A 23599-nucleotide genomic window follows, 5' to 3' on the forward strand; every position below is an offset into this window, starting at 1 on the left:
ACCCACTCGAGGAGTTCAAGATGGCAGTCGACAGGTCCAAACCGGCCACGCCAGTAATTGTGGAGACAACGCAGTCTCGCCCCAACACAAGCATCGGGCAGCTAGTCAACGAACTGTCCAACCAGATCACCACCCTGATCCGCGGCGAGATCGAACTAACCAAGGTCAAAGCAACCACGCTTGCCAAGAAAGCCGGCGTTGGCGGCGTCCTCCTTGCAGGTGCGGGCGTATTTGCCCTCTACCTACTCGGATGGATCTTCCGCACCATCGAGCTTGGCTTCGCAAACGTTGTAGCGCCCTGGCTTGCAGCCCTCATCACCGCGGGCATCCTCCTGCTCATCGTTATCATCCTGGCAGCAGTTGGAGCCCTCCTCCTCAAGAAAGGCCTGGAAGACAAGCCGAACCCGGGCGACAACATGAAGCTAAACGTCGCCGCAGCAAAGAAGGGATTGAAAAAGTGAGCGAAACCCCTCGCACCGTCGAAGAGATCGAAGCTGAAATCCTGCGCACACGCCTTGCGATGCAGTCCACCGTCAACGAGCTCAGCAGCCGCCTAAACCCGCGCGAACAAGCCAAAGCTGTTGCCACGCGTGCCGGCGAAAAAGCCGCTCAGTTTGGTCAAGATACGGCAGATGAAGCCAAAGCTGCCCTCAAGGGTGATCCGCGCGCACTTGCCAAGTTTGCATCGGTTGGCGTAGCGCTCGGCCTACTCGCCGGACTCAAGAAACTGCGCAAATAGATCCACTATTTGAAATCCAAACGCCGAACAACCGCGGAAAACCCGCAGAAAATCCCCAAGACGTTTCTAGACGTTAGGATAATCTGTCCGATTTTCGTTAGAATAGGCGCTTGAAAGACCATTAGACGCTCAGGATTCCCACGGGAATCCGCAAGACACTGTGGAGGGGGTCGACGCCAATGGGGCGCGGCCGTCAGAAGGCCAAGCAAACAAAGGTGGCTCGGAAGCTAAAGTACACTTCGCCCGAGACCGACTTTGACGCTCTGCAGCGTGAACTCGCTGCTGAGCGAGGCGAATCGAACGATCCGTACGGGGATATTCCCCCGGCAACCGACGAAGACAACTGGGATGACTACGACAACTACAAATGAGTCGTAAAACCCAAAACAAATAGTCAAACGAAAATCGGGAGGGCAACAGCCCTCCCGATTCGTTATGCTTCAGCCACCTGTGAGCAGGCAGTTTCTAGAGTCGATAGCTTCCCGTCAGCAGAGCCGCTCCCGCCTGCACTCCCTTAGCGCCCTGTACCAAGCGATCCGAATCCGCTACCCGCAGCGAGGATGAAGAGAGCTCGACCTCGCCCAGCACCCACGGCTCGCCGCCAATAGCCATCAAGAATCCCAGCGCTTCATCAGCTGCGGCCTCATCCACAATCGCGACCATGCCAACGCCCAAGTTGAACGTCTGCTCCATCGCGTCCCAACTTACTCCGCCCAGCTTAGAAAGCGTTGAAAATACCGGCGGCATGGCCCAAGATGAACGATCCACTCGCGCAATAAAACCAGTAGGGATAACGCGCGAAATGTTCGCGCCTAAACCGCCACCCGTAATGTGGGACAAAGCCTTCACCCCGCCGCGAGGAAGCGACTCGATCATCGATAGCATCTGCTTGGTGTACAAACGTGTGGGCTCAAGAAGCTCCTCGCCGAGCGTGCGGCCAAACTCCGGCACTTCCCGATCAAGCTTCCACGTAGAATCAGCCACAATCTTGCGAACCAGCGAGTAGCCATTCGAATGCAATCCCGAAGACGAAATACCGATCAAGACATCGCCAACCGTCACGCGGTGAGCGCCAAGCATCTCATCCGCATCAACCACGCCCGTTGCGGCTCCCGCAATGTCGTAGTCCTGAGGATCCATCAAGCCGGGATGCTCCGCGGTCTCGCCACCAATCAAGGGGCAATCCACCTGCGCACAAGCCTGCGCCACCCCGCGTACGATATCTGCAATCTTCTGCGGCTCCACACGACCCGTTGCAATGTAATCCGTCATCAGCAACGGCCTCGCACCCATCACCACCAGGTCATCCACAACCATCGCCACAAGATCCTGACCGATCGTGTCATGGATCCCCATTGCTTGCGCGATCGCGATCTTTGTTCCAACGCCGTCCGTAGACGAGGCGAGCAGGGGCCTCTTCATCCCCTTCAACGCCGACGCGTCGATCATCCCGGCGAAACCACCCGATTCACCAAACACCGTGGCATTATGCGACTTTGCAACAGCGGCCTTCATCAGCTCAACCGCGCGGTCACCCGCCTCAATATCAACACCCGCAGCAGCGTAATCAACCATCAAAACCTCACTTAGTCACGCCAGGTGTACCCGGAATCGGAGTTCCCGGCGGAACCGGCACCGGATACTGTCCATTAAAACAAGCCAAACACAAGCTATCGGCCGGCTGCCCCGACGCGGCAACCATGTCTTCCAGCGACAGATACCCCAAGGAATCCGCGCCAATCCACTCACAAATCGCATCTACGTCCATAACCGAAGAAATCAGTTCCGCCCGCGTTGGGAAATCAATGCCAAAGAAACACGGCCAACCCACCGGCGGCGATGAAATACGCACGTGAATCTCGCTTGCCCCGGCCTCGCGAAGCATCCTCACAATCTGCCTTTGCGTATTGCCCCGCACAATCGAATCATCCACCACAACCAGGCGTTTGCCCTGCACAATGTCGCGTAACGGATTCAACTTGAGCCGAATACCACGCTGACGCAAACTCTGCGTAGGTTGAATAAACGTGCGGCCCACGTAACTGTTCTTCACAAAACCCTGCGCGTACGGGATACCGGACTGTTGCGCGTAGCCAATCGCTGCGGGCGTGCCAGACTCTGGCGTTGCAATCACATAATCGGCATCCACAGGATGCTCACGAGCCAGCGCCGCGCCCATCTCTTGACGCGCCAAACTAATGGATCTGCCCGCAATCCTCGTATCCGGCCTAGCGATATACACGTATTCAAACACGCAGCCGTGCGGAGTAGCCTTACCGAACTTAAACGAGCGCATACCGTCCGAATCAATCGCGATCAGTTCACCCGGCTCCACCTCGCGAATAAACGACGCGCCCACAATGTCGAGCGCAGCTGTCTCGGACGCAAGCACCCAACCCGTATCCAAACGGCCCAAAACCAGCGGGCGTAAACCATGCGGATCACGCGCGCCATACAGCGTGCGCTCATCCATAAACACCATCGAGAAACCACCCTGAAGACGCGGCAACACGTTCTTCGCTGCCTCAATCAGCGAACCGCGTTCAGTTTGTAGCCCCTCCCCCAAATGCTGTTCACAGCCCTTCTCAGTGCCGTACCCACCCAGTAGCGCCGTAATAATCTGCGTGCCCGTCGCATCATCGTCAATCGGGCGATGCGAAACCTTACTTGCCAAATCGCGCAGCTGGGCCGCATTCGTCACGTTTCCGTTATTACCAAGCGCAATCGAACCCGTAGCAGTAGGCCCCAACATCGGCTGCGAATGCCTCCACTCAGCCGCCGCCTTCGTTGCGTACCGCACGTGCCCGATAGCCAGATGCCCCTCAAGCGTTGAAAGAGCCTCGTCATTAAACACCTGCGAAACGAGCCCCATGTCCTTATAAACCATGATGCTCTTACCATCGGAAGCAGCAATACCCGCCGACTGCTGACCCCTATGCTGGAGGGCGTACAACCCGAAATACGTTAAGCGAGATACTTCCTCGCCCGGCGCCCACACCCCAAAAACGCCACATTCATCTTTAGGTTTATCCGAATCAGAAACGTCTGCATCCAGCAGTTCATCTTCACGCACGCCCTCATCATTACACATTCATAAAACGAGTTGCGGGGCGCTTCAAAAAATGGACTCAACCGGCCTCAGTTGTGGACGAATCCAAATCTGGATAATCCCTTGGCCTAGCAAAACCATCGCGCGAACGCGGGTGCTTAATCGCGATTGCCTCCGCCTGCTCGTTATCAACCAGCAACTCATCAACCACCAGGTCAGCTGCCTCAAACTCCTGATTGCGATACGTTGCGCGCGCCATCAACTGCGAACCGATCGGCGACGACACCGTCTGCAACGCAACAATCAACAACGCCGCCGCAACCCACTGCCACGAACGCATCGACACAGCCGCACCCGCAGTCATCAAGAACACGCCCAACCACTGAGTTTTTGCCGAAGCGTGCATACGCGAATACGTATCGCGCAAACGGAGCAACCCCACGCCACTCACAAACATGAACGAAGCACCGCCGAGCAGAAGCAATGCGCCCAGCAGATCCCACACGGCCTCGAGACTAATCATGCTTCTCACTCGCCTTCTTCGATGCCTTCTTCGCGCGCTCGCCCGCATCGGCGATGCTCTTAGCCGACTGTTTCGAAGCCTGCGCCTCGCGGGCCGCCTTGATTGCCTCACGCTCCTCCGCGTGTAGCTCGCTTTGCGCCTCACGCATCAAACGCGCCTCCTGCGCGCGCAACTGCTCCGGCGTAGTAGCGGCGTCCGTAGTATCGCGCGGGCGCTCCGAAAAACGTCCCAGCGTTACCGAATACATGAATCCAACCATCGAGAACATGATGGCGAGCACCAGCACATCCGTGCGATCCGTTCGCACCGCAAGCACCAGCGTTATTCCTGCAGCCGCCACCGCAAGCACATCCGAGGCAACCGCCCGATCCATAATGCTCGGCCCCAATGTCAGCCGCACCAGAGTCATAAACGCGGTTGCAATCATTGCCATCAGAGCAACAAACAAAATCACCGTTATCAAAGTGCTCACAGCTTCACCCCCACGGTGTCCAATGTCTGCGCAGAAGCCAATGCCTTCAACACGCGTTCCTCCTGCGCCAGAGAAGCCTCCCTCACGCCTTCAACGCCGCCCTGGGCCTCAAGATCGAACACGTGTAGGTAAATGATGCCCTCGCGGCGTTTCAACTCAACCACGATTGTGCCCGGCACCAAATTGATCATCGCCGCGGTAACCGCCATCGTAATATCCGCGCTACTGCGCAAATCGATTCGCACAACCCCACACTCATAATCGCGACCCGTCACAACTACGCTTGCAACGTGAACAGCCGCCTTCACCATGTCCGCCAAGAACACGCCAGCAAGAATCAAACCCTGACGGAACCGGAAATGCTCGAAGAACCGCGAGCGCGGCAACGGGAAAATCAGCTGGATGAAGAGCGCTACCAGCAGGCCGCTCAGCAACACCAGCGGATCAAACTTCGCGAACAGTAACGTCCACAAGACCAGCAACCATAACGTCATAAACAGCGACAGCCGCCTCGATACGAAAGCTTTCACCCTACTCATGTGCCAGCCCCGTCCTCGGGAACGCGGCCGAATAATCCCGCGCCAACTTCATACCCAAAATATGGCTTTGAATGTGCTCATTATCCTCGTCAAAAATGAACGGCGCATGCCACTGGTAACGCCATAGCTCCTGTCCGGTCTGGCGCTTCTCTGGCTCCAGCTCGCGCCCGTCACGGCTGTAGTCCCGAATCAAATCCTCCTGCGCCGACTTCGCATAATCTTGCAAAATCTTTGGCGCATCCGCGGCGGCGAACTTCGACTTACCTGCCCCGCGGCCATCGTCTTGCAATACCGCGTGCAAGTAGGCGGAGCGCTCCATCTGATCAAGCGCAGCATTCGAAGCATACGCGTAGATCGGACCCGCCCCCGCAGTCATCGCAAACATAACCAAGATTAGCGAGGCCGCCGAGGCATACATCAAGCGCGTAACAGCCGACCCCTCCATCTCTCTTCGGGTACGAGAGTGGACCTGCATGCGGTCATCTGAATCAGCAATCCGCGAGATGGCTTCGGCAGCCCGTAGCGTTGCCCTCTGATACCTAGCTCCGCGCACTTGAGCAAAATCCGTATCTGTCACGTGCGTATCTGACTTGGGCTGCCAAAACGCGAAATTCCACACCTTAATAAGCGCATACAGTGTCAGGAACGACGTGATGATTCCGGCGGCGAGGAGCGCGTAGCCCTCCCACTGGCCCTGCAACACCGACGACTGCGCAAGCCCCACCTTGCCAATGAAACCCGTAAACGGAGGCACGCCCACTAGGTTCAGCCCCGCAATCATGAACATGATCGCAAGCATCGGATGAGTTTTTGCCAGACCCCCAAGAGCGCGCAAAGACGTGGTGCCCTCGTGACGCTCAATCAACCCGATAATCAAGAACAGCGTGGTCTGAACCAAAATGTGGTTAGCCGCGTAGAAGATCGCCGCCGCAAGCCCCACCTTGTTCACCACAGCCAGGCCCCAAATCATGAAGCCAATGTGAGACACCAACACAAACGACAGCAAACGCCTCATATCGTGCTGCGCGATCGCGCCCAAAATACCGACGATCATTGTCGCTATACCCACGACCATTAGGAGCACCGACACGCCCTCGCCGGGGAACAACAACACCTGCAAACGAATCAGCGCGTAAATGCCCACCTTGGTTAGCAAGCCCGCAAACACCGCGGTTACCGGCGCTGGAGCCGTCGGGTACGAATTGGGAAGCCAAGCGGCCAGCGGGAACACTGCCGCCTTAATCCCAAACGCCACCAGCAAAACCAGCTGGATAGTAAGTGCAACGCTTGGATCGATCTCGCGAAGCCTCGTGGAAAGCTGCGCCATATTAGCCGTGCCCGTAGCCGCATACGTCAGGCCAATACCAATCAGGAACAGCACCGACGAAACCAGCGAAACCACCACGTACACTGTGCCCGCACGAATACGACCTCGCGTACCACCAATCGTGATCAACACAAAGGAGGCGGCAAGAAGAATCTCAAAACCCACGTACAGGTTGAAAAGATCACCCGTTAGAAACGAGTTTGAAACGCCCGCAATCAAAATCAAATACGTGGGGTGGTAGATCGCAACCGGCACATCCGGATCTTCATCCGCAAGATTCTGCGCCAGTGAATACACAAGCACCGCGAGCGTCACGATCTGCGAAACCACGAGCATCAGCGAAGACAAGCGGTCTGCCACCAGCGTAATACCCACAGGCGCCGCCCACGAACCCACGTCGAGCACCACCGGACCGGAGTTTGCCGCTACCGCTAGCATGATGCCAACCACCAGCACCGTTGTCAGCGTCACCAGCGAAATCAGCTGCTGCAACTTCGGGCGGCGCACAAACACGAGGGCAAAGCCCGCCGCCAATAGCGGCAGCAACACGGGGATAGGGAGCATCCAGTTCATCGGGCGTCCTCCCCTCGGCTAGGTCCGCTCTCAGACGCCTGCGCGGAGTCCTCTACGGCCTCCGCATCGTAGAAGCGATGCGGATCTTCCTCGCCGGTAACCTCATCTACCCCGTACTCATCCACGCGGTCCTTCGCCAACCTGCGCGCAAGCCGGCGATCCTCAACGTCATCAACAACCTCGTCATGGCCAGACAAACGCCACGACCGGTACGCGAGCGCCATGCCAAACGCAGTAGTACCCAGGCCAATCACAATCGCGGTCAGCATCATCGCCTGCGGGAGCGGGTCTGCCATGATCGTTGGATCCACGTCCTCGCCAAGCAAAGCCGGACGCGCTGAACGGCCACTCGCCGCGAGGAACAGCACGTTCACGCCGTGGCCCATCAGTGCCAAACCAATCAGGATGCGCGTTAGCGTGCGCTCCATAACCAGGTAAGCGCCCACCGCAACCAGCACGCCCGCAAGAATCACCACAACCAGGGAAGGAGTGCTCACTTCGGCTCCCTCCTCACGTCGCTAAGCGCGCCCGCAGGCATCTTGTTCTTCACCTGCGCCTGCTCGGTCTCCGCGCGATCCTTATCCACCTGGCCACCAAGGGCCGTCACCAAATCCAAAACAACCGCCACAACCAGTAGGTACACGCCCACGTCCACAATCAGTGCCGACGTGAAGTGAACATTGCCGAGCACGCCGAAACTGAGGTCAATCTCCGTAGACTCCAAAACCGTGTTCCCATATGCCAGCGGCATCACCGCACCAACCGTTGCAGTGAACAAACCAAAGCCCAGCAGCGCACCTGGATTCACGCGGCTGGCCTCACGCAGCTCGAACCGGCCTCCTGCCATATAGCGCAACGTGAACGCAATGCCTGCGAGGACACCGCCCGCAAAACCGCCACCCGGATTGTTGTGGCCCACCCAGAGCAACCACAGGGATGCGACCAGCATCGTGGGGAACAAAACCCGCGTGCCAACCTCTAGAAGCAGCGAGCGCGAACGCGCGGACAGCATCGAAATTGCCGGCAACCACGCGCCGGGCGTCTTAGGCCTCTCGCGTTCCAGCGTTGAGCTACGACGCACCAGATAAATCATCGACGCCACACCCGTAGCGGTCACGAGCAGGACCGAAAGCTCGCCAACCGTATCCCACGCGCGCGTGTCCACCAAGATCACGTTCACCACGTTCTTACCCGCACCAAACGAGTAAGCTTCCGCAGGAATCAAGTTAGAAATAGGCTCCGCAACGCGGGCCTGAGTAGCCACGATAGTTGCGCCCGTGACCACGATTCCCAAAACGCCGGCCAGACCTATGCGAGCCCAACGGGAAATCGCGAACGAACGCACCGAGAAGTTCTGCGGCAAGGAACGCAACACCAGAACGAACACAACCAGGGAGACAACCTCGACCAGCATCTGCGTAAGCGCCAAATCCGGGGCGCCATACGTCATGTAAAGCAGCGAAATCGCGGTGCCCACCACGCCGAGCGCCAACACCGCGTTAATACGCGAACGCGACCTCGCCGCCACAAACGCAGCCACACCTGCGAGCGCCACAATTCCGACCTGCGTAGCCGAATCCCATAAACGCAGATTGAGTTCGGACTGGCCCACCTCGACCAGGCCAAAACCAACTGCCGCTGCGAATACCGCGAAAATCGTGGTTATATCCCACGGCAAAGAACCGCGGTGGAACAAAGAGGTGATGAGCGACGCGAAGTGTTCCAACTCCAACATTAGCCACCTGTAGATTTCGCTAATATGCAGGTGCTTAGGAGCCAGACGCCTCTGAATACGGGCAATGCGGGGACGTTGCCATGCCATCCACACACCTCCGGCCAGAATCACGGCCGTTATCAGTGCGGCCCCAGGCCCGGACCAGAGCGCGATGTGTGGCTCGCCCACTCCTCCCTCGGTAATGTACTCCGTCAAAGTCTGGAGCCACGCCGGCTGGATTGCGGCGAAGGAAGCCACCGCCAGCCCCACCACCGGGATCAGCGTGAGGGCGGGTAGCTGCGAGTTATCCATCTCAATCTTGATACGTTTGCGTCCAAATGCGCCCCACCAGTAGCGCCACGAGTACGCGACAGTAAGCACCGAACCGAGCGTTAAAATCACCAAGGCAGCAACATCAAGGCTCGCTCCTGCCGAATGAGGCGCGAGGCTTGCAGCCCAGCCGGCACCAGTTCCCTCAAACAAACTGGTAATAAACGCCTCTTTACCCAAGAAACCCAGCAGAGGCGGCACGCCAGCCATTGAAAGCGCGAGCACCGCGGCGGACGTTGCCAGCACCGGCTGATGCTTGTACAGACAGTTAAGCTCACGCAAATCGCGCGTGCCCGTGGCCTTCTCTACCAAACCAACGCTCATGAACAACGCCGACTTAAATACGGCGTGCGCCACCAACATCGCAATGCCCGCCGCGTAAGTTGCGGCCGTGCCGTAAGCCATTGCCGCGCTCATCAAACCCAGCTGAGACACCGTGCCATAGGCCAGCACCAGCTTCAGATCGAACTGCCGCAACGCGCGATACGAGCCAAGGAGCATAGTGGCAAGACCGAGCGCCACTATTATCGGGGACCAGCCCGGCACATTTGTAAAGCCCGGCGTCAAACGCGCAATCAAATACACGCCGGCCTTCACCATCGCAGCCGCGTGCAAGTACGCAGACACAGGCGTGGGGGCTGCCATCGCGCCCGGGAGCCAAAAATGATGCGGCACCAATGCCGACTTGGTGCTCGCACCCAAAATGATCAGCAAGGCAGCCACAATCACCTGTGCCGAACCGACATCGAGCACACCAGTGCGAGCATTTTCTACCAGCACGTGAACCGCGTAAGAGCCACCCGGGGCCTCTGCCACCATCACAAAACCGGCAAACATCGCGAGGCCGCCAAAGCCGGTGACTTGAATAGATTGGCGGGCAGCCGCACGAGCGGGACGATTATCAAAATGGTGACCGATCAGCAGGTAAGAAAATACCGTGGTCAGTTCCCAAAATAAATAAATAATAAGCAAGTGGTCAGCCGTCACAAGGCCGAGCATCGCCGCCGCGAACGCTGTGAAAATCGCAGAAAAGCGGCCCAAACTAGCCGCATTAGAACTGAAATAACGCGCCGCATACAGCATCACCAGCGTGCCAACGCCGCTCACAATCAGCGTCATCAACCACGACAGTGGATCCAGCCTGAACACCACTGCCAAAGAGAGCTCGCCCACCCAATTCCACACAAACTGCGGAGGAGAAGTGAACACCTCCCTCGTGTACGAAAGCGCCCACACCACCGCACTAAGCGGCGCCAAAGCGGTTAGGAACAGGACATTTCGCCCCAACTTTCGCCCGAGCAACGGGGCAAGACAAGCCGCCAACGCATGAAGAAGCAAAATCGTGACCAAAACTGTCCTCACTCGCAACGAAAGCGGCTAACTGGCTTACAGCCAGAATCAGACTAACGAATTTTTGAGACGGCGGCGCAATAAAGCGATAATACGGACAGGCCCTAAACCGTGAAGGAGCGAAGGCCATGACCCCTGCAACCTTGCGCGTAACCCTTTTTGCGATCGCCGTCATCGCGACCATCGTCGCGATCTTGACCTTCGTTCGCGCCCTCATAGTCATGTACCAGCGCGTTGCCACCGGTCAGAGCGCACCCGGCCGTCTCCGCCCGATTGGCCCGCGCCTGTGGATGACCATCAAAACCGTGCTGAGCCACCGCGAGTTCCGTGGCCGGCCCGGCGTTCGCATCGCGCACTGGTTCGTCATGCTCTCCTTCCCTATCCTGGCGCTCACTCTTGCTACCGGCATGGGTAAACTTCGCGCACCCGCATTCTCCTTGGGCGCAATCGACCATTTCCCCCTGTGGGAATGGATCGTTGAACTGTTCGCGTGGACCAGCCTCATTGGCATCATCGGCCTTATCACCTTGCGTCTTGTGTCCGGCTCCGGCCGTAAAAAGGAAGCCGAAGGCGAAACCCGCACCGGCCGAGCCACCTCACTAGCATCGAGGTTCCTTGGATCCACGCGCTGGCAGGCATACTTCGTTGAGTTAGTAGTGCTAACCGTAGTGCTGGCAGTTATCGGACTGCGCGCCCTAGACTACGCGGCCGCAATCAACGGCGTAACCGACGAGGGCGGCCAACTAATCCTGAACCCCGCCTACGCCACGGCCCTGCACTACCCCACCACCGCATGGCTCGGAAACGCCCTGGCCGGCATGTCCAGCGCCGCCCTCCTCAACTCGATAGCCGTACTGTCATTCCTCAAAGTCATGATCTCCATGGCGTGGATGACCGTAGTTGGCGTGCAGACCAGCATGGGCGTGGCGTGGCACCGCTTCCTCGCCCTCATCAATATCTATGCGCGCCGCAACGTCGACGGTTCCAAAACCCTGGGTGTGGCTTCGCCACTCATTGTGGAGGGGGCTCCGCTTCTGAGCGAAGAACAGCTTGATGAGCTAGATGATGACGCGACGCTCGGCACCGGCACTCTTGCAGACCTAACGTGGAAGCAGCGCCTAGACTTCATGACCTGCACCGAATGCGGCCGCTGCCAAGAGCTTTGCCCCGCGTGGAACACCGGCAAACCCCTATCTCCGAAGCTTCTCACCCTGTCCCTGCGCGACCACGTGGCCGCCGTCGAACAGATGGAAGCCCTAGGAGACAATGCCTACACAAAAGACGAGGAAGGCAACGTCCTCGTCAATTCAAACGTTCCCAACACCGCGCACACCCCCGACGTTTTAGAAGCCCTAATCGCGTCTGGAAACACGGGCGAAACCGGCGTTTCAATGGAAGCCGGCCCGCTGGTTGGCGACGTAGTTTGCGAGGACGCGCTGTGGGACTGCACGATGTGCGGCGCGTGCGTAGACCAGTGCCCCGTTGACATTGAGCACCTCGATACGATCCTGGGAATGCGCCGCCACCAGGTGCTGATGGAATCTGCCTTCCCGCGTGAACTCGCGCGCCCGTTCCGTTCGCTAGAGACTAAGGCTAACCCGTACAACCAAGCGCCGCGCAAGCGCCTGGAATGGGCTAAGGACCTAGAGTTTGACGTGCCCGTCATAGGCGAGGACGTGGAGGACGCCAGCGAAGTTGACTGGGTATTTTGGGTTGGTTGCGCGGGTGCCTACGACTATCAGGCGAAGAAAACCACGCGAGCAATCGCAGAGCTGCTGCACGTTGCGGGAGTAAAGTTCGCGGTGCTAGGAAACGCGGAGACGTGTACGGGCGATCCGGCGCGCCGAGCCGGCAACGAGCTGCTGTTCCAAATGCTCGCGCAACAGGCTATCGAGACGCTTAATGAGGCTAACGTGAAGAAAATCGTGGTCTCTTGCGCGCACTGCTTTAACACGATCGCTAACGAATACCCCGAACTTGGCGGCACATTCGAAGTTGTACACCACACGCAACTGTTGAACCGCCTGGTTCGCGAAGGCGCCCTCACTCCCGTGCCGCCAAAGCCGGGCGAAGAAAGCCGCAAAATCACCTATCACGATCCATGCTTCTTGGGCCGTCACAACCAGATTTACGAGGCGCCGCGCACTCTTCTCGGTTCTGATCCCGCTCTTGAGATGGTGGAAATGCCGCGTTCGGGCGAGCGCGCAATGTGTTGCGGTGCGGGCGGCGCCAGGGCATGGATGGAAGAAACCCGGGGCGTGCGTATCTCGCAGGCGCGCGTGGACGAGGCCGGGCAGACGGGTGCAGAGGTTATTGCGACGGCATGCCCATTCTGTTCACAAATGCTGGGCTCCACACCCACTCCCGCAGGCGCACAGCAGGGCATTGAGATTAAGGACGTTGCTGTGCTGATGCTAGATGCCGTGCGCAGGGGCGAGACCGAAGAGGCGACCAAGTAACCTCGCCCGCGAGCGCCCCTATTCGCGAACGCCCCTACTCTGGGTCGGAGATCAAGAACTGGTCTTCGTCCAGCATGTATCCGGCAGTAGACCTTGCGATAAGGCTGGCGATCAGCTCAATCTGGTCCTTGACGCGGTTGCGTTCAAAGCGTAGCGCGCGGCCAGGTCGCATGAGTTTATCCCGGTAAACCTCGGGCATGATCCAGCGGACCCCGTACTCGATGGCGTTGCCCTGCGGCCACTGCTCAAAGCGCAGAACGGAGGGCGTGAAGTCTGCGGGTGCAACGGTAATGTGCACTCGCGAGGTATTCCCCACGGATGCAATCAGCGAGTACCCGCGCACAACAAACCCCTCGACCGCAGCCTTACTATCGGCTTTCTGCGCGATTTCAGCGATGCGCACCAACTCGTCTTCAGAAATGTTGATCTTTTTCGCGATTTCTTCCCGCGTTTGCACGCGCTGCGCCGAATCGATGGGCGCCAGCTTCGCTTCTTCCAACCCGTTCACGATGTCGGGCAGATACGGACGCAGCAGCGCGGTGAGGTCTTCCTCATCCACCCACCTGGGCGCGTAAACCATCATGTCCACCGCACTGTCCGCGTCAGGTTCGATGTTGATTCGCGAGGGAGCGGCGTTCACAGCTCCGGCAAGGCGCCTGGCGATGCGGATAAGACCGGCGAGAACCTCGAACTCTTTACCCGCCGGCATGCCGTCCGGGAAGGCGCGCGCAAGTGGGTCCGTGTGCATGAGGAAGTCCGGGGCGGCGCTGGTGCGAACAGCGGGCACGTCTACGATCCACGCCTGCTCCATGCGGGCGGGCGTGTTAAGCAGTGCGCGTTCTGTTTTGGTGATGCGCCAGGGGCCTGCCAGGGTGGCACCTTCGGTGAGGCGGAGCAGGCCGGGCGCAAGCCAGCCGGCATCCTCGGAAATAGAAACGGCTAGGGCCTCAAGCTCGCGCGGGTCCACGTCATCCCCGGTGACCAGAAGGTGTTTGCCTTCCGCGTCTTTGGGGCTCAGGATTTTGGCGTCCTCGAACGTGATAACAGGCATGTCAACGGATGCGCCGTGTTCGACGGCGTTGAGCTCGCCCGCCGCCGTGACGGTTAGGGCGCGGGCCCGTGTGGCGTTCACTTGGGTGGCGAGGTCTGGCATTGCCTGCGTGGCAAGGGAATCCGCCGACGTGGGTTTGGTTTCGCGCGGAAGCGTGTTGGATTGGTTTAGTTGCGCGAGCCGTTCGGCGATTGGGACACGCTCAGACTTGCTCATAGAACCTGCACGTCCCCTTCAATGTGGGGGCTTTGCGCGATCTGCACGCGTTCGAAGTTTTTATGCGACCGGGAGGCGGTGGGGCCGCGCTGGCCCTGGTAGCGTGATCCGCGTGCGCCCTTGCCGTATGGGGCTTCGGCCGGCGAGGACAGTTGGAAGAAGCAGAGTTGGCCAACCTTCATGCCCGGGTAGAGCAGGATAGGCATGGTTGCGGTGTTGGAAAGTTCCAGGGTGACGTGCCCGGTGAATCCGGGGTCGATGAACCCTGCTGTGGAGTGCGTTAGCAACCCCAGGCGGCCAAGTGATGATTTGCCTTCGAGACGTGCGGCGATGTCATCGGCAAGCGTGACCTGCTCGTAGGTTGCGCCAAGTACGAATTCGCCGGGGTGGAGAACGAAGGGCTCGTTACCCACGTCCACGAGGCTGGTGAGCTCCGATTGGTCTGCGGCCGGGTCGATTACCGGGTACTTGTGGTTGTTGAACAGCCTGAAGTAGCGGTCCAGCCGAACGTCGATGGAGGCTGGTTGCACCATGTTTGGGTCCCACGGGTCGAGGGCAATTTTGCCGGCGTCAATGTGGGCTCGAATGTCGCGATCACTTAGCAGCATGCGTTCATTTTCCCATGAAAACGAGGCGGCGTGGTAGCACTTAGATCTTCTGCGCCTTTTGCCGGGTGGAACTAGGATGTATGGTGTGTATTTCGTTACAGTTTGAGTTGAAGGAAGGGATAGACGATGACTGAGTACGCTGGCCAGTTTGATGATCAGGGCAAGAAGCCTTACGTGATCGATATTGAGAAGGAAACTCTTGATAACACGAATTTCCGCACAACCATGTGGACGGGTGAGCACATTCAGCTGACCGTCATGGAGATTCCGGTTGGCGGCGACATTGGCCTTGAAGTTCACGAGGACACGGACCAGTTCCTGCGCATCGAGCAGGGTAAGGGCCGTTGCGAGATGGGCCCGTCCAAGGACGACCTGAACTTTGTGAAGGAAGTTGAGGACGACTTCGCGATTTTTGTTCCGGCAGGAGCTTGGCACAACGTGACAAACATTGGCAAGGAGCCGTTGAAGCTGTACACCATTTATGGCCCGGCAGATCATTTGCCCGGTACGGTGCACAAGACGCAGGCGGATGCCGAGGCGGATCCGCACGAGCACTGAGTTGATTCGTGAGGACGTTGGTAACGCTTGATCGTTTCTGTTGAGGGGCGCGGACCCAGTTTTGGGTTCGCGCCTCGCCTTTTCCTGGCAACGCGGCGGGACATTCCGTAAGAATCGCTTTTGCAAGCTCCTGCTTATGCGCGTACAGATTTCGTTCGATTAATGAGGTAGACATGACAAACAGCGTCCTTTCGCAAACCTCCACTAGGGCTTCTGAAAACGTCGCCTCCCTGAATCCGAAACTCGCGGAACTCGCTGGAATAGCGGCAGCCAAAGGAGCCACGCTCCTGCGTAACAACGCAGTTTTACCCTTGGAGGAAGGCAAGCCGATGGCAGTTTTTGGGCGCGTGGCCCGCGATTGGATTGCGGTCGGTTACGGCTCGGGCGGCGACGTAAACCCGCCCTACGTTACGAATCTGACGGAGTCGCTGCGCGAACTTGGAGTTGCTGTGGACGCTGACCTGGCCGGCCAGTATGAGGAGTGGTGCACGGCGAACCCCGTAGATCCGGGCGAAGAGTGGGGGAAGTGGCCGCTCTCGTTTGACGAGATGCCTATGTCGGATACGGAGATCGAGGTCGCAGCATCGCACTGTAGCACGGCCCTGGTGGTTATCGGACGCGCAGCCGGTGAGGACCGCGACTCTTTGCTACAGGAGGGCTCCTACTACCTCACTAATGACGAGAGATCCCTACTAGAGCGGGTGAATAAGGCGTTCGCTCGTACCGTTGCAATCGTCGTGACCGGCAACGTCATGGACTTGGCGTGGGCGGAAGAGCTGGATGTTGATGGCCTGCTACTCGCGTGGGCTGGAGGGCAAGAAGGGGCGCGTGCAATCGCGAAAATCTTGGTTGGTGAGCTGGAGCCGGGCGGGCGTCTAACCGACACGATCGCATACCGCTACGAGGACTATCCCAGCCACGAACACTTTGGCGACCTGGATGCGAACACCTACGTTGAGGACATTTACGTTGGCTACCGCTACTTTGAAACGTTTGCCAAAGAAAAAGTGCAGTACCCGTTTGGATTCGGCTTGGGGTATTCACCGCATGAGTATTCCGGCCAAACTGTTCAGATTTGCGACGAGGGCGTGAGCGTATCCGCAACCGTTACGAACACTGGATCAGCGAGATCCTCCGCAGTGGCGCAACTGTACGTGCACAAACCGGGCCTACTGAACGGGGCGCCCGAGCGGGAACTCGTAGGATTTTGGCGCTCCCCCGACCTCGCTCCGGGCGAGAGCGCGCAGTTCACCATCACCGCGGCGCTACGCAACCTCGCGGTTTACGATGACCGGGCGGGCCGGGACACCAGCCACTGTTGGGTTTTGGAGGAAGGTAACTACGCCCTCTTCCTCGGAAATGATGTGCGTGAGGCTCGCGAGATCGGCAACGTGCAGTTCGACCGTAAGGTTTTGGAGCGGTTGGAGCAGGCCGCGGCTCCCGTCGTTGCGTTTGACCGCTACGTTCGCGAGGCGGGCGCGGATGCTGTAAAGTCGGAGCCCGTTCCGATGAGTGAGGTTGATCTGGCCGGACGCATCACGCAGCGATTGCCGAAATCCTCTGGCAATCCCGCGAGCGCCGAAAATGCGCGTTTCGAGGACGTCTTGGCCGGGCGCGTTTCTACCGCTGATTTTGCGGCGTCCCTGTCTAATCGAAACCTCGCTGATCTGACTTACGGTGACGTGACCATGAACTCGCCGCTGGGGGCGCCGGGCAACGCGGGGGCTTTAGGAGGAGTGACGAAGGCTTTGCGCGCTAAGGGCGTTCCTCCCGCAATCACCACGGACGGTCCCTCCGGGCTGCGTTTGAATGCAACCGCCACGCTACTGCCATGTGGGACGGCGCTTGCCTCCACCTGGGATCCGCAGCTGATTGAGCAAATGGCGGCTTTGCATGGCGAAGAAATGGCTCTGTTGGGATCGGACATCATTTTGAGCCCGGGCATGAACATTCACCGCGATCCGCTGTGCGGGCGAAACTTTGAGTACTATTCGGAAGACCCACTGATCACGGGCAGCTTTGGCGCCGCGAATGTGCTGGGTGTTCAAAGTCGGGGACGCAGCGCATGTCCGAAGCATTTTGCGGTCAACAACCAAGAAACTAACCGCATTTACAACGATTCACGTCTGTCCGAACGCGCGCTGCGCGAAATCTATTTGCGCGGTTTTGAGATGGTGGTGAAGGACGCCAGCCCGCATTTCATCATGACGTCCTATAACAAGATCAATGGGGTGTGGGGCCACTACCATTACGATCTGGTGCAGACCGTGCTTTTTGGCGAGTGGGGTTACCGCGGAGCAGTGATGACGGACTGGTGGATGAGGATGGCTCCGGACCCGAACTTTGCGGGCGTGTACGATTCGGCGTATCGCGTGCGGGCGGGCGTGGACGTGCTAATGCCCGGAGGTGACGTGCACCAAGGCACCACGCGAGAGGACTCCCTATTCGAATGCTTGGAGGCCGGTACTATGACGCGCGGTGAGGCCGAACGCAGCGCGGTGCGAGTGCTCGACTTCCTCAAGATGCGTTACGCAACCCTGAGCTCAAAATAGGAAACTCTGTGCCGGCCCCGGAAGTAAGGGCCGGCACAGAGTTTCACAGAACCACCGCAGCCGAAGTTGAGGATCAGCGCAGCCTCACAACCCCTCGCCTACCAATTTGCGTGCAGAGGCGGCAGCCTCTTCGATGGAATCGAACAGGTAGGTGGGCGAGGTTAGCGCATCGATTATGCCCACGCTTTGCGCGGCCTTCAGATGCTCGGGGCGCAGGCCCTTGATCATCGTTGTTATGCCGCGTTCGTTGAGCTCCACGAACACGTCCGCAAGTTGCTTCGCGCCCGACGCGTCCAAAATCCCCACGTGCGACATTGACAAGATCACGACTTCGGTGGAGCGGTGAACGTCGGAAAGCTCGGTGACGATGCGCTCTGCCGCGCCGAAGAACATTGAGCCGTCCAAACGGAAGTAGGCGATCTTGTCATCCACTTGCTGGCGTTCGCCCGGCAGCGGCAACTCCACCACACCCGACAGGCGGGACAGGTGGTAGACCGCCCACAACACCGCGATCGCAACGCCGAAACGGATTGCAACCACCAAGTCGAACACGACCGTGATCAGTGCAGTAATCCAGAACACGAGGCTATCGCCACGCGTTGAGCCCAAAATCTTGCGCACACTGGACGTAGAAACCATGCGGAATGCGATTACAAACAGAACTCCGGCTAATGCTGCGAGCGGAATATGGCTCACGAGGCCAGCCGCGAGATACACCACCGCGCCCAGAACGACGGCATGCACGATTGCGGACACTCGGCTGGTAGCTCCCGACTTCACGTTCACTGCCGTGCGCGCAATCGCGCCCGTTGCCGGCATTCCGCCAAAAATACCCGAGCCGATTGACACCAGCCCCTGGCCCATCAACTCCCGGTCCGGCTGGTACGAGCCCTGACCCGGCATTCCAGCCGCAACACGTGCCGACAGTAGCGACTCGATTGCCGCCAGCATTGCCACCGCGAACGCGGCAGGCAGCAACTGCCTCACCAATGAAAAATCAACGTGTGGAAGGCTTGGCGCCGGGAGGGAACTGGGGAGCTGCCCAATAGTTGGAACCGCAAGATTGCCAAAGAATGCCGCCAGTGACACCACGACCACTGCGACGAGTGAGGCCGGGAAAGTTGTTGATATGCGTGAGGTTCCCACAATCACCAACACAGTAACTAGGACAATGCCCAGAGTGAATGCAGAAACCGCCCAGTCCGCTGCCTGCACGGCCAAGAAAGCGCCATGCAGCGAATTCACGCCCGCCGGGATTTCTACCCCCATCGCCATCGGCACCTGCTGAAGCGCGATTAACGTGGCGATTCCCAGCGTGAAACCCTCCACCACGGACCAAGGGATCAGGGAGATAGCCTTGCCCAGGCCCAACAATCCGAACGCAAACACCATCAGGCCTGCCATCACCGACAGCAACATGATCGAACTTGCCCCATGCTGCGCAACTATTGGCGCCAGGATCACAACCATCGCGCCCGTTGGCCCCGACACCTGCACGTGTGAGCCGCCAAAAACCGCTGCAATCAGGCCCGTAACTATTGCCGTTACCAAACCGGCGGCTGCGCCCACTCCAGACGAAACCCCAAATGCCAACGCCAACGGCAGTGCAACAATACCCACCGTCACGCCTGCAACCAGGTCGCGGCGCCAATTCGCCTCGCGATAATCATCTGCGGACGGTAACAAAAACTTCAAGTGATCAGCTATCGAAGAAGACAACCGCACGTATTTATCCCAACCCGTTCAAGCCAAGAATTTTCATCAACACGCGCGAAATACAAGGAAAAACTAAACGGCGCGTGGACTCACCATGGTATCACGGCACAGAATTGATCTGAGGATACAATCCGGTTCGTATTCCGCACTGGTGAACAGGTGAGTATGGCCTTGAAAGGGTGATGCTCGTATCGGTTTACGTGCACGGTTAGGTACATCTTCCAGAATTTAGATAAGGTTAGCCTTGCCTAATAAGGATGGTGTTTGCATGGACGATAGTGCAATGGATCAGGTTGTTGACGGCGAGTATGGGTCCGCGAAGGAAAAATCTGTCGCTGGCCAGAACGCGATCCGTCAACTATCGCAGCCAGTGAAAGGCAAGCTGTTCGTCGCGCAGGTTTTGGCTTTTCTCTCTGGCGTGTTGGCTATTGCCCCGTATGTGGCTCTGGTGGAGCTTGGCAGAGAACTTATGCAAGACCAGGTGGACCCGGCGCGGGTGAACTGGATCGTCATACTCCTCGTCAGCGCATACATGGCCCGGTTGAGCTTATATTTTGTTGCATTGGGCGTGACGCATTTTATTGACCTGTCGTTGCGTAACCAGATGCGTCGGCAAATTGCCGCCCGAATGTCGGCTGCTCCGCTGTCGTGGTTTACCCGCGAGGGTGAGGGGAAGATCCGCAAGACCATTCAGGATGATACGGCCACGGTGCACACAGTAATCGCGCACGGGCCGATAGAGAAACTGAACGCGATCGTATCCCCGCTCGCCTTGTTGATGTATGCGTTTGTGGTGGATTGGCGACTCGCGTTGCTGTCGATTGCGACGATCCCGCTCTATGTGGGCATGTATGGCATGTCGATGCGTGGGATGAATGAGAAGACCGCGCAAATGGATACCAAGCTCGCTCAGGTTTCGGCAACGATGGCCGAGTTCGTTGCCGGTATCTCAGTGGTGAAAGCATTCGGCAAGGTCGGCCAAGCACATAAAGCCTATTTAGATGCAGCTAACGAGTTTTCTAAGTTCTACCGAGCGTGGTGTATGCCGCTGGTGTCGATGTCGGTCGCCTCATTTTCGTGGGTGTCGATCCCGGTGTTGTTGATCGTGAACCTTGGCGGTGGCGCGTTGATGATGAACGCCGGTTGGGTGAGCATCTACGAGGTGATAACGACGACGTTGATCGCCTTGGTGCTGCCGGGAGCGTTGATGACAGTCGCAACCATCGCCTGGTCTTACCAGCTTGCGGGATCGGCTGCGGTGCGCCTCGTTGCGGTGATGGAGCTACCGGCATTGAGCCAACCCGATGCACCACAGACACCACACGGTCATGATATCGAGATTCGGGGTGTGTCGTATACCTATGACGACACCCAGGCATTAGACGAGGTAAGCCTGAGCATTCCGGCAGGCACGGTGACCGCGCTGGTTGGCCCGTCGGGTGCGGGGAAGTCGACGTTGGCGAGTTTGATGGCCCGCTTTGATGACCCGGACGCTGGCACGATCACCATCGGCGGGGTTGATCTAAAGAGCATTTCCCAGGACGTGTTGTATTCGACGGTCGCATTCGTCCTGCAAGATGCACAGCTTATTCGCGACACCATCCACAACAACATTGCCCTGGGCGCGCCAGACGCAACCTTAGATCAGGTGCGGCAGGCGGCGAGAGCAGCGCAGATCGACGAGTTCATCATGAGCCTGCCAGATGGTTACGACACCGTGTTGGGAGAGGACACCCACGTTTCGGGCGGACAGGCAGCCCGTATCGCGATCGCCCGCGCGCTCATGGTTGATGCCCCAGTGTTGGTGCTGGACGAGGCGACGGCGATGGCGGACCCGGAATCGGAATCGAAAATCCAACAAGCTCTCTCGACTCTTGCCAAAGGCAGAACCGTGATTGTGATCGCCCACCGACTGGCCTCGATCAGGGGCGCGGATCAGATTGTCGTCATGGAACGCGGGCGCATTGCTGTGGTCGGTAAACACGACGAGTTGTTGGGTAATGCGCACTATCAGGCACTTCTTGCCCAAGGTGCATGCGAGGAGATGACACGATGAATCAACTATTGCTGCCACGCTTTAAGCGTTTGATGGAACCCGCCTCGTGGCGAGACCTTTCGGTTGGTCAAGCGTGGGGTGCGGTCTCAGGACTGTGTCACGGCTTTGCCCTGCTGACTCTGCTTCCCGCCGCAAGTGCCCTAGCAACCGGAATGCCGGTGTGGGGGCTGTCGTTTTCGGGCTGGCTCATCGCCTTGGCGGTGATCGCGGTGCTGGGCGTGGGCACGGAGTTTTATGGCATGCGCACCGGCTATATCGGCGCGCTCGGATTCATTCACGACGTCCATCAAGCGGTCGGCAACAAGGTAGCCCGCCTACCGTTGGGAGTGTTCGATTCGGGTAGCTCTGGACGGCTGTCGCGCATGGTCACCCAGGAAATGATGAACTTGGGCGAGTCGGCGGCACATTTCATTTTCTCTCTCGTCCAAAAACTCTCGGCCGTGCTGGTGATCACTGTGGGAACCTGGTTCTGGGATTGGCGACTGGGACTGACCTTGACGATCGCGTTCCCGATCATGCTTGCCTTCCTCCATATTTCCCGTGTGCTTCTTGATAAAGGTAAGCAGGTTTCCGAACCAGCCGAATCGGAGCTGGCGGCTCGCATGGTCGAATTCGCCACCTGCCAAGGCGCGCTGCGCTCCTGCCATGTCGCCGACGACTACCCGGCCCTTGATCAGGCTTTCGACCAGGCTGACCGCAAGGGTCGCAAAGCATTGTGGATCGAAACATTAGCGAACCTGATTAATGGGATGTTCGTTCAAGCGCTCATTGTGGTGATGATCTGGCTGACCGCCCAACTCGCCCTCGGCGGGCAGGTGAGCGCGTTGAACGCTGTGGTCACCATCGGCATGTGTCTGCGGTTCACCACTATGCTCCAAGACATCGGCGGATGTATGTCTGGGCTGGAAGAACGCCGCCAGCAGATGAACCACGTCGACAAGGTCATGGATGCCCCCGAACTGTCCGAACCCGATGCCTCTACACCGATAAACGCCCCTGGTGATGTTCGTTTCGAGGACGTCACCTTCGGCTACGATCCGGACACCCCGGTTCTCCGTGATATTTCCTTCCATGTCCCGCAAGGTGGCATGTGTTCCCTGGTTGGTCCATCTGGGTGCGGGAAGACGACGATCGCCCGGTTGGTTGCACGTTTCTGGGATGTGCAGTCCGGCAGCGTGCGCGTTGGCGGAGTGGACGTGCGCGAGCAGACCACCGAAGATTTGATGCGCCAGGTGTCTCTTGTCTTCCAAGACGTCTACTTATTCAACGACACTCTCGAAGCCAACATTCGCCTTGGCAACCCAGAAGCCACCGATGAAGAAATCAGGTGGGCCGCTGACCTGTCGGGCGTGACGGAAATCGTCAACCGCCTCCCAGACGGCTGGAATTCATTGGCGGGTTCTGGCGGGCGTGCACTGTCGGGTGGGGAACGGCAACGCGTCTCTATCGCCCGCGCTTTGGTGAAGAAGGCCCCGATCGTGCTTTTCGATGAGGCCACTAGCGCGTTGGACGCGGAAAATGAAGCCAATATTGTTGCGGCGATGAATGAGCTACGCAAACACTCCACACTGATTGTCATCGCCCACAAACTTGAAACCATTCGACAAGCTGACCAAATCATTGTGCTCTCCCACGGTGGGCGTATCGCTCAGCGCGGGTGCCACGACGAGCTGGTCAACCAGCCAGGTCAATACCGCGATTTCTGGCAAGAACGCATCAACGCAGCCGGATGGCAACTCGTCTAAAACACAGCACGTATAAGCACAT

At 58.4% G+C, this 23599-nt stretch carries 19 protein-coding genes; 8 read left to right on the forward strand and 11 right to left on the reverse strand.

Features of this window, described 5'->3' with window-relative positions; genetic code table 11:
• Positions 1–20 precede the first annotated feature (20 nt).
• The 3 genes from HMPREF1628_RS02205 to HMPREF1628_RS02215 all read left to right on the forward strand — a co-directional run bounded on the left by HMPREF1628_RS02205 (position 21) and on the right by HMPREF1628_RS02215 (position 1110).
• Positions 21–461, forward strand: coding sequence for a phage holin family protein (locus HMPREF1628_RS02205; RefSeq protein ID WP_034507273.1), 441 nt, complete (start codon positions 21–23; stop codon positions 459–461).
• Positions 458–739, forward strand: a complete 282-nt coding sequence (locus HMPREF1628_RS09070) for a DUF3618 domain-containing protein (protein WP_034507275.1) — start codon at positions 458–460, stop codon at positions 737–739. Before HMPREF1628_RS02205 ends, HMPREF1628_RS09070 begins: the two co-directional genes overlap by 4 nt.
• Positions 740–918: 179 nt before the next feature.
• On the forward strand, positions 919–1110 hold the full coding sequence (locus HMPREF1628_RS02215) for a DUF3073 domain-containing protein (RefSeq protein WP_034507276.1): 192 nt from the start codon (positions 919–921) through the stop codon (positions 1108–1110).
• Positions 1111–1204: 94 nt separating this feature from the next.
• Here HMPREF1628_RS02215 and purM read toward each other — a convergent pair whose 3' ends face one another.
• The 8 genes from purM to HMPREF1628_RS02255 are packed head-to-tail and all read right to left on the reverse strand — an operon-like array spanning position 1205 to position 10628.
• On the reverse strand, positions 1205–2314 hold the full coding sequence (gene purM / locus HMPREF1628_RS02220) for a phosphoribosylformylglycinamidine cyclo-ligase (RefSeq protein ID WP_034507277.1): 1110 nt from the start codon (positions 2312–2314) through the stop codon (positions 1205–1207).
• Positions 2315–2321: 7 nt separating this feature from the next.
• Positions 2322–3830 (reverse strand): amidophosphoribosyltransferase, encoded by a 1509-nt coding sequence (purF, locus tag HMPREF1628_RS02225; protein WP_052038776.1) that lies wholly within the window; start codon positions 3828–3830, stop codon positions 2322–2324.
• Between the two features lie 37 nt (positions 3831–3867).
• Positions 3868–4311, reverse strand: a complete 444-nt coding sequence (gene mnhG, locus HMPREF1628_RS02230; protein ID WP_052038777.1) for a monovalent cation/H(+) antiporter subunit G — start codon at positions 4309–4311, stop codon at positions 3868–3870.
• Positions 4304–4783: a monovalent cation/H+ antiporter complex subunit F gene (locus HMPREF1628_RS08595; RefSeq protein WP_052038778.1), complete on the reverse strand. Its 480-nt coding sequence runs from the start codon at positions 4781–4783 to the stop codon at positions 4304–4306. The genes mnhG and HMPREF1628_RS08595 overlap by 8 nt, the downstream gene beginning before the upstream one ends.
• Positions 4780–5322 carry a Na+/H+ antiporter subunit E gene (locus tag HMPREF1628_RS02240; RefSeq protein ID WP_084703157.1) on the reverse strand — a complete coding sequence of 181 codons (543 nt, stop codon included), beginning with the start codon at positions 5320–5322 and terminating at the stop codon, positions 4780–4782. Before HMPREF1628_RS02240 ends, HMPREF1628_RS08595 begins: the two co-directional genes overlap by 4 nt.
• Complete coding sequence (locus tag HMPREF1628_RS02245) at positions 5315–7222, reverse strand: Na+/H+ antiporter subunit D (RefSeq protein WP_034507278.1); 1908 nt, start codon at positions 7220–7222, stop codon at positions 5315–5317. The genes HMPREF1628_RS02240 and HMPREF1628_RS02245 overlap by 8 nt, the downstream gene beginning before the upstream one ends.
• Entirely contained in the window at positions 7219–7719 is a 501-nt protein-coding gene (locus tag HMPREF1628_RS02250; RefSeq protein WP_034507279.1) for a Na(+)/H(+) antiporter subunit C, read from the reverse strand. Before HMPREF1628_RS02250 ends, HMPREF1628_RS02245 begins: the two co-directional genes overlap by 4 nt.
• Entirely contained in the window at positions 7716–10628 is a 2913-nt protein-coding gene (locus HMPREF1628_RS02255; RefSeq protein WP_232219355.1) for a Na+/H+ antiporter subunit A, read from the reverse strand. The genes HMPREF1628_RS02250 and HMPREF1628_RS02255 overlap by 4 nt, the downstream gene beginning before the upstream one ends.
• Positions 10629–10744: 116 nt before the next feature.
• On the opposite strand from HMPREF1628_RS02255, the gene HMPREF1628_RS02260 reads away from it, so the two are divergent.
• A complete protein-coding gene (locus HMPREF1628_RS02260; protein WP_034507281.1) occupies positions 10745–13075 on the forward strand; it encodes a (Fe-S)-binding protein in 2331 nt (776 codons plus the stop codon).
• A 34-nt stretch (positions 13076–13109) separates the two neighbouring features.
• Here the strand turns inward: HMPREF1628_RS02260 and HMPREF1628_RS02265 are convergent, their stop codons facing one another.
• Both HMPREF1628_RS02265 and dcd read right to left on the reverse strand, forming a co-directional pair.
• The gene (locus tag HMPREF1628_RS02265) at positions 13110–14342 is read right to left on the reverse strand and encodes a hypothetical protein (RefSeq protein WP_052038780.1); all 1233 of its coding nucleotides are present in this window, start codon (positions 14340–14342) and stop codon (positions 13110–13112) included.
• Positions 14339–14950 (reverse strand): dCTP deaminase, encoded by a 612-nt coding sequence (dcd, locus tag HMPREF1628_RS02270; protein ID WP_034507282.1) that lies wholly within the window; start codon positions 14948–14950, stop codon positions 14339–14341. The genes HMPREF1628_RS02265 and dcd overlap by 4 nt, the downstream gene beginning before the upstream one ends.
• 126 nt (positions 14951–15076) lie before the next feature.
• Here dcd and HMPREF1628_RS02275 point away from each other — a divergent pair, with 126 nt between their 5' ends.
• Positions 15077–15508, forward strand: a complete 432-nt coding sequence (locus HMPREF1628_RS02275) for a cupin domain-containing protein (RefSeq protein WP_034507284.1) — start codon at positions 15077–15079, stop codon at positions 15506–15508.
• A 173-nt stretch (positions 15509–15681) separates the two neighbouring features.
• Positions 15682–18060 carry a glycoside hydrolase family 3 protein gene (locus HMPREF1628_RS02280; RefSeq protein WP_034507287.1) on the forward strand — a complete coding sequence of 793 codons (2379 nt, stop codon included), beginning with the start codon at positions 15682–15684 and terminating at the stop codon, positions 18058–18060.
• Between the two features lie 84 nt (positions 18061–18144).
• Here the strand turns inward: HMPREF1628_RS02280 and HMPREF1628_RS02285 are convergent, their stop codons facing one another.
• Positions 18145–19755 (reverse strand): SulP family inorganic anion transporter, encoded by a 1611-nt coding sequence (locus HMPREF1628_RS02285; protein ID WP_232219356.1) that lies wholly within the window; start codon positions 19753–19755, stop codon positions 18145–18147.
• A gap of 289 nt (positions 19756–20044) precedes the next feature.
• Between HMPREF1628_RS02285 and HMPREF1628_RS02290 the strand changes: the two genes are divergently transcribed.
• The gene (locus HMPREF1628_RS02290; protein ID WP_034507289.1) at positions 20045–21832 is read left to right on the forward strand and encodes an ABC transporter ATP-binding protein; all 1788 of its coding nucleotides are present in this window, start codon (positions 20045–20047) and stop codon (positions 21830–21832) included.
• A complete protein-coding gene (locus HMPREF1628_RS02295) occupies positions 21829–23577 on the forward strand; it encodes an ABC transporter ATP-binding protein (protein WP_034507291.1) in 1749 nt (582 codons plus the stop codon). Before HMPREF1628_RS02290 ends, HMPREF1628_RS02295 begins: the two co-directional genes overlap by 4 nt.
• The last annotated feature ends 22 nt before the right edge of the window (positions 23578–23599 follow it).

It is taken from the genome of Actinomyces sp. S4-C9 (assembly GCF_000758775.1).
GTDB lineage: Bacteria > Actinomycetota > Actinomycetes > Actinomycetales > Actinomycetaceae > Gleimia > Gleimia europaea.